We start from the raw sequence: 10,034 nt of genomic DNA, 5'->3' as shown, positions 1-10,034 counted from the left end.
GACCATGACGTGGCTGAGATGCTCGACGCGGTGAAATTCCTGCGCAAGATCGCCGTAACGCCGACAATGTCCAAGCTGATCGTGGAGGAATTGCTGCCGGGCGCGGCTTGCCGGCGCGATGATGAATTGATCACGGATTTCCGGCGGCGCAGTGGCACGGTCTACCATCCCGTTTCCACCTGTCGCATGGGCCCGGATCCGGCGCAATCGGTGGTCGATCCGCGTTTGCGGGTTCACGGCGTAGAGGGCCTGCGTATCATCGACTGCTCGATATTTCCCAATATCATTTCCGGCAATACCAACGCCGCTGCCATGATGGTAGGTGCCAAGGGAGCAGAACTTGTTCTGGAAGACAGTGAATAGCACGCTCGAAGTCGAAAACGCTTCCGACATACCGTTCCAACGATAGCCATTCGAAAACTGTTGCCGCGGCGCTGCCGCCGGCATCCACCCCGGTTATTCGACGCCCCGCAACTTGAATGGCAGGACCTATACCGTGGTATGGCTCGCCCTACCCCTCGACCCCAATTTACCGCGAACACGCCTCAACGTAGCTTCGTGGATGCCGTGTGTAAGGCGGCGGTCAGCAAACACAGGAGGCAAACATGAACCTACAACACACTTCACTTCCCGCTAAATCGGCCCCAGACGAGTTGGTTCCGTCGCGCTACGCGTTGAAGATCGGCGAGATCGACGTCATGGTGATCAGCGACGGGGTACTACCGTTGCCAGGCAAGATGTTGGGCCACAACGCCGATGCTGCCGACCGGGCGGCTTGGCTCAACTACAATTTCCTGCCGACGGATAAGCTCGACTGGGGGCTGAATGTGGTCGTGGTTCGAAGCGGCGGCAAGACCATCCTCATCGACGCCGGGCTGGGAGACGACCCGAACTTGAATTTGCCGCGGGCCGGGCAACTGGCCCATCGACTAACGGCCGCCGGCATCGATCTTGGGTCCGTTACCGACGTGGTGCTTACCCACATGCACATGGACCACATTGGCATGCTGCTCGTCGACGGGGTGAAGGACCAACTGCGTAAGGACTTGCGGATCCACGTTGCAGCCGCCGAGGTCAAGTTCTGGACGCACCCAGATTTCTCCCACGTCTCCATGCCGGAGGGGTTCCCGGACGCGCTTCGGGCCGCCGCCAAGCGGTTTGCGGAAGAGTACCGTAGCAATCTGCAGACGTTCGAGGAGGAGTACGAGGTTGCGCCGGGGGTGGTCGTCACCCGCACCGGCGGCCACACCCCAGGGCATAGCGTGGTGCGCCTCGCGTCCGGCGGCGACCGCCTGATGTTCGCCGGCGACGCCGTATTCGCGGTCGGGTTCGAACATCCCGACTGGTTCAACGGCTTCGAACACGATCCCGAAGAGGCGGCGCGTGTCCGCGTCCGTCTTTTGAAGGAGCTGGCGGCGACCGGCGAACTGCTGGTGGCCACTCACCTGCCGTTCCCATCCGTCGGTCATGTGGCGACCGACGGCGATACTTTTCGTTGGGTACCGATATTCTGGGACTACTGACCCTTGTTGGGTTAGGAGCCGCACTAGAGCGCGTACTCATAGGGTTAGTGAGCCTGCGCCCTAGGGTCAGCTATATCTTGCCTCGAGCAAATCTATATCGCGCACCATTTTGCTGGCGACGGTGCTTTCCAGCCGCCGCGCCCGCACTAGACGGTAAATTTCCTGCCGCTCTGCCTTCAGCGCGGTAATGTGCAGCTGTTTGCCGATTTCCTCGCTTCGTGCCGCCTGTTCGCGTTCCTCACCCAGGTGCATGCGACCGTCGATGCGCTTGCGATAAAGCTCCATGATCTGCGTGGCCACATCGGTAAAAGCATCGGCGTCGGCGCGGCCGGATGCGAGTTCGTGCTGGGCCTTTTCAATAGCCATGATCGCGGCTTCTGCGGCGGCAATACGGGCGTAGTCCTCCTCCCGCTGGTGGGAATCTTCGACCGGCAGGTCGATATTCTTGAGCACGCGCGGAAGACAGATGCTTGCCATGATGAGGGACAGAATAATGACGCCGGCCGCCAGGAAGATCACGAGATCGCGGGCGGGAAAGAGGCTCCCATCGTTGAGGAAAAGCGGCAGCGTCAGGATACCAGCCAGGGTGATGGCACCGCGGACCCCGGCAAAGGACATGGCGGCGACGAGCTGCCAATTTGGCCTCACGCCGGGCTGTCCACTTTTGGAAGACCGCCGAAAGGCGACGCGCCACGAGACCCAGACCCATGCAAAGCGAAGCGCAACCAGCGACGCATAGATAACCACCACGTAGATCGGCAGCCACCAGTAGCTCGCCCTCCCCACGTGATGGACGTTGTCGACCGCACCTGAAAATATGCCCGGAAGCTGCTCGCCGAGAAGCACGAAAATTGCGCCGTTGGCAGCAAATTGTGCAGTGTCCCAGACGGCCGCGCGTCTTACCCTTGTCAGGGCGAGAGACTGGCCGGTGTTCTCGGCATAACTCATGGTGATGCCTGCGGCGACGGCTGCAAGAATGCCGGAGGCATGTACATGTTCTGCCAGGAGATAGGCACCAAAGGGGATAAGCAGGCTGATAAGGATTTGCGAGCCGCTCTCTTCACCAAGATGCCGGGTCAGGAATGCCTTGCCCCTTGTGACGCCAAGTGTGACACCAACACCGATTACAATTCCCGCAAAGGCCAGCCAGAGGAATGTCAGGAATGCTGCCTGCAGCGAAAACGCGCCGGTAAGCATGGCGGCAACTGCAAAGCGCATGCAGACGAGGCCGGACGCATCGTTCAGCAGCGATTCGCCTTCGAGAACATGCATCATGCGCGATGGAATCGGCACGCGTGCCGCAATGGCGGAAACGGCGATCGGGTCGGTTGGCGAAAGGATCGCGGCAAGCGCAAAGGCGACCGGCAAGGGCACAGACGGGATCATCCAATGGACGAAGAAGCCGACCCCGATAACAGTAAAAATAACCAGCCCAAGCGCCATTTCGAGAATAATGCCCTTGTCTCGGAAGAGACCTTCCTTGGGAATGCGCCAGCCATCAAGGAACAGCAGAGGCGGCAGGAACAGCAGGAAGAAGATGTCCGGATCAAGCTGGACGCGAATGTTCGTCACCAAGGCGATCGCCGCTCCAAGACCGATCTGCACCAGCGGCAGCGGCACTGGAAGGGGAAGGACCCGGATGATGGAATCGCTGACCACCACGGCCAGGAGCATCAGCAGGACAATGGTTATTGTTTCCACGGAGAATCCAGTTTTGATCGGGAACAGGATGGAGGAAGTGCGGGTGCTTTGTCGAGCCGAACCTTGGCGACTTTGTGCCCAGATAGTGCCGAAGAGATGAATTGCACGATTTCGCCAAAGGACGAGGCACAATCATTTTACGTTTACGTCAAGGTAAATACTTGCAAGCAACCTGCCTCTCGCAATAGATAGCGTTGTTAAGTAGCATGCATGCGGGTTTGGAGAACTGCGCGCAGGCTTCAAGGAAATCAACTGGGAGGTTAATGTGGCGAAAGAGACAACACCGGCAAAAGCAACCAAAAACGCGGCGGCAAAAGCGCCAGTTGATAAAGTGGTGAAAACCGCCGCGCCAGCTTTGAAAAAGCAAACCGGTAATGTCAGGAAGCCCACAACGGACAATTCGGTAAAAGCCTCTGCGAGACCAAAAACTGCAGGCGCTGCAAAGGTGCCTGCCCGAGCAAAAGCCGGTGCGCTCGCTGAAGTCGCGGCAAAGGCAATGCCTGCCAAGGCCAAACCGGCGGCGAAGGCAAAGGCGGTGACTGTCAATGCAGCTACCGACACTCCGGTAAAAGTCCCAGCGAAACCGAGAACTGCCCGTGCGAAGGCAGCAGCTGTTCCAACAAAATCTGTTGTTGCGGAGCCCGCTGCAAAACCGGTTGCGAAAGCAACGCCTGCCAAGGCGAAATCGGTGGCAAAGCCAAAAGCCGTGACTGCCAAGGCAGCAGGCGCCAAGCCTTCGCCACGCCTGTGGGTGAAATCCTATCCGGAAGGTGTTCCGGCGGAGATCTCTGCATCGCAATATGAGTCGGTTGGCGATTTGCTTGCGAGGGCTTACAAGCAATATGCCGACCAGCCCGCATTCAGCTGCATGGGCAAGAACATGACCTATGCCGATCTCAATCGCCATTCGCGCGCCATGGCTGCATGGCTACAATCGCGCGGACTAGTCAAAGGCGACCGCATCGCCGTCATGATGCCCAATATTTTGCAATACCCAATCATGATCGCTGCCATGCTTCGAGCGGGCCTGACGGTCGTCAATATCAATCCGCTATATACGCCTCGCGAGCTCGAACACCAGTTGAAGGACAGCGGCGCCAAGGCAATCATTATTCTGGAAAATTTTGCCTCAACGCTCGCAAAAGTGGTCACCAAGACGCCTGTTCAGCACGTGATCGTAGCGGCGATGGGCGATATGCTGGGCCTGAAGGGCCATCTGGTGAATCTCGTCGTGCGGCGCGTCAAGAAGATGGTGCCCGCATGGTCTTTGCCGGGCCATACGCCATTCAAGACGGCACTCGCTCAAGGTGCAGCTCAGAAGCTGAAACCCGTTGAAGTAAAAGGGGCTGACGTCGCCTTCCTGCAATATACCGGCGGCACCACCGGCATTTCCAAAGGCGCAATCCTTACACACAGCAATATCGTTTCCAATGTCGCACAAATGCGCCTGTGGTGCGATGTCGGGTTTCGCGTGAAAGGACGCCCAAAGGACATCGTCTACATTTGCGCGCTRCCGCTTTATCACATTTTCGCTCTGACAGTGAACGCAATGATGGGCATCGATCAAGGTGCGCTGAACGTGCTCATTCCAAATCCCCGCGATATTCCCGGCTTTGTCAAAGAGCTGCAGAAGCACAAGTTCCACATTTTCCCGGGGCTAAACACGCTGTTCAACGGCCTTCTCAATAATGAAGAATTCCGCAAGCTCGACTTCAAGGAAATGATCCTATCGCTTGGCGGTGGCATGGCGGTGCAGAAGCCGGTAGCCGAGCGATGGAAGGAAGTAACGGGCTGCCTGATCACAGAAGGCTATGGCCTGTCGGAGACTTCCCCGGTGGCTTCGGCAAACCGACTCGATGCAACCGAATTCTCTGGCACGATTGGACTGCCGCTCCCCTCAACGGATTTCTCCATCCGCGACGATGACGGCAAGGAGCTCCCATTGATGGAAGTCGGCGAGATCTGCATCCGCGGTCCGCAGGTCATGGCAGGCTACTGGAACCGCCCTGACGAAACTGAGAAGGCGATGACCTCCGACGGTTTTTTCCGTTCCGGCGATATGGGCTACATGGATGAGCGCGGCTATACCAAGATCGTCGACCGCAAGAAGGACATGATCCTGGTCTCGGGCTTCAACGTCTATCCGAACGAGATTGAGGAAGTGGCGATGGAGCACGCGGGCATACGCGAAGCGGCGGCTATCGGCGTGCCAAACGAGCATTCGGGAGAGATCGTCAAACTCTTTATCGTTCGCAAGGATCCGGCGCTGACCGAGGAGGTTGTGAAAGCTTTCTGTGCCGAACGACTGACCAACTATAAACGCCCGCGCATCGTGGAGTTTCGCGATGAGCTGCCGAAGAGCAATGTAGGCAAGATATTACGGCGCGAACTGCGGGATTGATCGGGAGCTACGCCGCCTTGTCGCGAACCTGATAATCCTTGATCGCGGCGAAGCGGATCGCCTTCCAGCGTTCCGCTTCGTAAGACAGCGAAAACGTATTCTGGGCGAGAAACACCGGATCATTGTCGAGATCATGTGCGATATCGGCACGATGTGAATTGATGAATCGCTGCAACTCTGCCGGATCGTCCGCGGAAATCCAGCGCGCGACAGTAAAACGGGCAGGTTCGAAGCCAACGGGGAGCGTATACTCCACCTTCAACCGCTCGGTAAGAACATCAATCTGCAGGGCGCCGACAACGCCGACGATAGCGGGCGAGCCGTCATCCGGCAGGAAGAGCTGGACCACGCCCTCCTCCGCCATCTGCTGCAGGGCCTCGCGCAGCTTCTTTGCTTTCATCGCATCATCGAGACGCACGCGACGCAGGATTTCCGGCGCAAAGTTGGGCACGCCGCGGAACAGAAGGTCCTCGCCCTCCGTCAGCGTGTCGCCGATACGCAGCGTCCCGTGATTGGGAATACCGACCACATCGCCGGCCCACGCCTCATCGGCGATCTGGCGGCTGCGCGCGAAAAAGAACTGCGGCGCAGACAAGCTCATCGGTTTGCCTGTGCGCACCAGCTTGGCTTTYATGCCGCGTGACAGCTTGCCCGAGCAGACGCGCAGGAAGGCGATGCGGTCGCGATGGTTGGGATCCATGTTCGCCTGAATCTTGAAGACGAAGCCGGTCATCTTGTCTTCGGTTGCCTCGACCTTGCGCGTATCCGCATCCTGCGCGCGCGGGCTGGGGCCATAATCGCAGAAGGCTTCGATCAGATCACGCACGCCGTAATTACGCAGCGCCGAACCGAAATACACAGGAGTAAGATGACCCTCCTGGAAAGCCTGCAGATCGAACGGATTGCAGGCGTCTCGCGCCAGCGTCACCTCGTCGATCCAGGCCTGACGCTCGTTTTCCGGCAAAAGACCGGACGCCGCGGAGGATTCCGGGCCATTGACCGGCGTCGGCACCTCTTCCTCGTCGCGCCGGCGCACCGTGTTGTTCTGCAGATTGTAGGTTCCGGCAAAGCTCTTGGCGCGGCCAATGGGCCAGGTGATAGGCGCGGTGTCCAGCGCAAGTTTCTGCTCGATCTCGTCAAGAATTTCGTAAGGGTCGCGGCTTTCACGATCCATCTTGTTGATGAAGGTAACGATTGGAATATCGCGCATGCGGCAGACTTCGAAGAGCTTGAGCGTACGCGCTTCGATGCCCTTCGCGGCATCGATAACCATGACCGCGCTATCGACGGCAGTCAGCGTGCGGTAGGTATCATCGGCGAAGTCCTCGTGACCAGGCGTATCCAGCAGATTGAAGATGCAATCCCGATACTCGAACGTCATGACCGAAGTGACCACCGAAATACCGCGGTCGCGCTCGATATTCATCCAGTCGGAGCGTGTCTGGATACGGTCCTTCTTGGCCTTGACCTCACCCGCGAGCTGGATCGCTCCGCCGAACAGCAGCAGCTTTTCGGTCAGTGTGGTTTTACCGGCGTCAGGGTGTGCGATGATCGCAAAGGTACGGCGCTTGGAAACGGGGTGGTCGGCAGAAGACATGGAAGCTCAAACTCGATGAAGGAACGGTTGCGCGCCTTCTATCAGCCGCAGGCTTCGCAGTCGATGGTTGATTGCTAGGTGCTCTGCATGATCGTCACGGGGACTTTTGTCAGCCGTTCTTTGTCGAGCTGGTCGGCGCGTATTATGTGTAAACAACATACCCTTCATATCTTGTGAGTTGACCGTGGCCGCCGTCTGGTGAAAAAGGTCTTTTCATGTCCAAAATATCCGATTCCGCTCGTCACAAGAATCCCGCTCTCGGTATCATCCGGTTGCCGCATGGGCTGGATCTTGAATTGCCCTCCTACGAAACGTCAGGCTCCGCCGGCATGGACCTTCGGGCAGCCGTGCCGGAAGACCGTCCATTGCTGCTTTTGCCCGGCCGGAGAGCGCTCGTGCCCAGCGGCTTGATTTTTGAAATACCACAAGGTTTCGAGGCGCAGATCCGGCCACGTTCGGGCCTCGCGCTGAAAAACGGAATTACCTGTCTCAACACCCCCGGAACGATTGATTCCGACTATCGTGGTGAGGTAAAAGTATTGCTGATCAATCTCGGCGATGACGATTTCTATGTGACACGCGGCATGCGTATTGCACAGGTCATTCTTGCTCCGGTCGTGCAGCTTGATGTCGAAGAACGGCAGCATGCCAGCGAGACGGTTCGAGGCACCGGAGGGTTCGGTTCAACAGGTACGTCCTAGCATAAAGGACGTCCGCACTGGAGGTCGTCATGGACAAGGGCAGGGTTTTTCGTCAGCTGCATGAAGCCCCCGGGATTTTGCTCATGCCCAATCCATGGGATCCGGGGACGACGATGCTCCTGGCATCGCTCGGGTTCAAGGCACTTGCGACAAGCAGCGCGGGTTTTGCGTTTTCACGTGGTCTTCCGGATGGCGGTGTGCCGTTTGACATGATGATCCAGCATTGCAAGGATCTCATTTCTGCCACGGGCCTTCCGATGAATGCCGATCTCGAAAAGGGCAAGGGTGACAGCCCCGACAGCGCGGGCGAAACGATTTTCGCGGCCCAAGCTGCAGGGCTCGCCGGCTGTTCGATCGAAGACTATTCCGGGGATGATCACAATCCCATTTATGAGTTCTCGCTTGCCGTCGAGCGTGTCGCTGCAGCGAGCGAGGCGGCGAAGGCGTTGAAGGGAGATTTCGTCTTTACCGCCCGCGCTGAAAACTTCCTGCATGGTAGACCCGATATCGACGACACGATCAAGCGGATGCAGGCATTCGAAGCAGCTGGCGCCGACGTTCTCTATGCGCCGGGTATCCGCGACATCAATCTTGTCCGGCAAGTCTGCTCTTCGGTTTCCAAGCCGGTCAACGTGATGGCCGGCCCCACCTTCACGGTTGCGCAGCTTTCAGAGGCGGGCGTCAAGCGTATATCGCTTGGTCCGTATTTGACGACCTTCGCTTTTGCTGCGGTCCGGGATGCAGCGCGTGAGATATTGGACAAAGGCACTTTTGAATTCAGTCAACAGGCGATGCCCTTCGGCGAATTGCAGCAACTCTTTTCGCAGGGCGCAGACAAGGACATCTGAAATAATGACAAAACCCGAGCTGGTGATCTTCGACTGTGACGGAGTTCTGGTCGATACGGAGACACTCGGCAATCACCACCTCGTCAAAATGCTCGATGCTTCCGGCTACGCAACCACTTTCGAGGCTGTCCGCAAAGATTTCTGCGGCATGCCCATGCGTGCAGTGAAAGAAAAGATCGAGGCCGAAGGCTATTTGCTCGGTGACGATTTCGTCGACCGCTGGTATCAGGCAATACCGGTGATCTTCGAAAACGGCGTCGAGGCCATCCCGCATATCGAAGAGGTCATCACCGCGGTCAAAAAGGCGGAACTTCCATACTGCGTTGCTTCATCGGCCAATGTCGAGAAAATGCATATCACGCTGGGCAAGACCGGTCTGATCGGGCATTTTCAAGATGTGCTCTACAGCGCCTCGATGGTTGCACGCGGCAAGCCGTTTCCTGATCTGTTTCTGCATGCGGCCAAGGAAATGGGTTTTGAGCCGTCCAAGGCTGTTGTCATCGAAGACAGCGTTGCCGGAACAAAGGCAGGGATAGCCGCTGGCATGCGCGTGTTTTCCTACTGCGGCGATGCCCATGCAGACCATAAGGGTCTGGCGGCTGCCGGCGGCATTCTCTTCAATGATATGCGCCGACTACCGGCGATGCTGGGGGTCGCCTGATGGCCGAGCCCTTGACCGTTATCGACATGCACACCGGCGGCGAACCCTTGCGCATCGTCACCGGCGGCTATCCCAAACTGCCAAAGGGCACGATCCTCGAAAAGCGTGCCTATGTACGCGACAGGCTGGATCACCTCCGCAAGATAGTGATCTTCGAGCCACGCGGCCATTTCGATATGTATGGCGCGGTTCTGGTCGAGCCAAACCTGCCCGGCGCCGACCTGGCAGCGTTGTTCATGCACAATGAAGGCTATTCCACCATGTGCGGCCACGCCATCATGGCGCTCGGCCGCTACGCTGTCGACTACGGGATTGTGGCGAAGGTGGAGCCCGTGACGACAGTCCACATCGAATGCCCGTGCGGCATGGTCGTGGCATCGGTCGAAATACGCGACGGCAAATCCGGCGGTGTCTCATTCGAGAGCGTGCCTGCCTTTCTTTATGCTGGCGACCAGATGATCGAGCTGCCGGGGTTCGGCAAAATCAATTTCGATGTGGCCTATGGCGGGGCCTTCTATGCCTTGGCGGACTGTCATCAGTTTGGACTCGAATTCGGCCGCGATCCGGCGAGAAATTTCATTGACGCTGCAACTATCCTGACC

10 protein-coding genes are annotated in these 10,034 nt (G+C 58.0%); 7 read left to right on the top strand and 3 right to left on the bottom strand.

Going from position 1 to position 10,034, the window contains the following annotated elements:
* Together ACXJ5O_RS11485 and ACXJ5O_RS11480 are read left to right on the top strand one after the other, a co-directional pair.
* Positions 1-363: GMC oxidoreductase (locus ACXJ5O_RS11485; RefSeq protein ID WP_457300007.1), on the top strand; the 363-nt coding region annotated here is incomplete at its 5' end.
* Positions 364-605: 242 nt separating this feature from the next.
* Positions 606-1,523, top strand: a complete 918-nt coding sequence (locus ACXJ5O_RS11480; RefSeq protein WP_457300006.1) for an MBL fold metallo-hydrolase — start codon at positions 606-608, stop codon at positions 1,521-1,523.
* A gap of 66 nt (positions 1,524-1,589) precedes the next feature.
* Here the strand turns inward: ACXJ5O_RS11480 and ACXJ5O_RS11475 are convergent, their stop codons facing one another.
* Both ACXJ5O_RS11475 and ACXJ5O_RS11470 read right to left on the bottom strand, forming a co-directional pair.
* Positions 1,590-3,224 carry a Na+/H+ antiporter gene (locus ACXJ5O_RS11475; protein ID WP_457300005.1) on the bottom strand — a complete coding sequence of 545 codons (1,635 nt, stop codon included), beginning with the start codon at positions 3,222-3,224 and terminating at the stop codon, positions 1,590-1,592.
* Positions 3,225-3,356: 132 nt separating this feature from the next.
* Positions 3,357-3,902: a hypothetical protein gene (locus ACXJ5O_RS11470; protein ID WP_457300004.1), complete on the bottom strand. Its 546-nt coding sequence runs from the start codon at positions 3,900-3,902 to the stop codon at positions 3,357-3,359.
* A gap of 10 nt (positions 3,903-3,912) precedes the next feature.
* On the opposite strand from ACXJ5O_RS11470, the gene ACXJ5O_RS11465 reads away from it, so the two are divergent.
* Positions 3,913-5,625, top strand: a complete 1,713-nt coding sequence (locus ACXJ5O_RS11465) for a long-chain-fatty-acid--CoA ligase (protein ID WP_457300003.1) — start codon at positions 3,913-3,915, stop codon at positions 5,623-5,625.
* A 7-nt stretch (positions 5,626-5,632) separates the two neighbouring features.
* On the opposite strand, the gene ACXJ5O_RS11460 is transcribed toward ACXJ5O_RS11465, so the two are convergent.
* Positions 5,633-7,222 (bottom strand): peptide chain release factor 3, encoded by a 1,590-nt coding sequence (locus ACXJ5O_RS11460; RefSeq protein WP_457300002.1) that lies wholly within the window; start codon positions 7,220-7,222, stop codon positions 5,633-5,635.
* Positions 7,223-7,437: 215 nt separating this feature from the next.
* On the opposite strand from ACXJ5O_RS11460, the gene dut reads away from it, so the two are divergent.
* The 4 genes from dut to ACXJ5O_RS11440 all read left to right on the top strand — a co-directional run.
* Positions 7,438-7,923 carry a dUTP diphosphatase gene (gene dut / locus ACXJ5O_RS11455; RefSeq protein WP_457300001.1) on the top strand — a complete coding sequence of 162 codons (486 nt, stop codon included), beginning with the start codon at positions 7,438-7,440 and terminating at the stop codon, positions 7,921-7,923.
* Positions 7,924-7,952: 29 nt separating this feature from the next.
* Entirely contained in the window at positions 7,953-8,771 is an 819-nt protein-coding gene (locus tag ACXJ5O_RS11450; RefSeq protein WP_457300000.1) for an isocitrate lyase/PEP mutase family protein, read from the top strand.
* Between the two features lie 4 nt (positions 8,772-8,775).
* Positions 8,776-9,432, top strand: a complete 657-nt coding sequence (locus tag ACXJ5O_RS11445) for an HAD family hydrolase (protein WP_457299999.1) — start codon at positions 8,776-8,778, stop codon at positions 9,430-9,432.
* Positions 9,432-10,034 (top strand): proline racemase family protein (locus ACXJ5O_RS11440; RefSeq protein WP_457299998.1); only part of this gene is annotated, 603 nt, incomplete at its 3' end. The genes ACXJ5O_RS11445 and ACXJ5O_RS11440, both read left to right, overlap by 1 nt.

The organism is Phyllobacterium sp. P5_D12, from assembly GCF_054049495.1.
Note: the sequence above shows the minus strand (reverse complement) of the source record. Positions and strands in the feature narration are given on the sequence as shown.

Bases quoted from the DNA above. Each gene is read 5' to 3' on its own strand.
- ACXJ5O_RS11480 (WP_457300006.1), top strand. From the start codon at position 606: ATGAACCTACAACACACTTCACTTCCCGCTAAATCGGCCCCAGACGAG.
- dut (WP_457300001.1), top strand. From the start codon at position 7,438: ATGTCCAAAATATCCGATTCCGCTCGTCACAAGAATCCCGCTCTCGGT.
- ACXJ5O_RS11445 (WP_457299999.1), top strand. From the start codon at position 8,776: ATGACAAAACCCGAGCTGGTGATCTTCGACTGTGACGGAGTTCTGGTC.
- ACXJ5O_RS11450 (WP_457300000.1), top strand. From the start codon at position 7,953: ATGGACAAGGGCAGGGTTTTTCGTCAGCTGCATGAAGCCCCCGGGATT.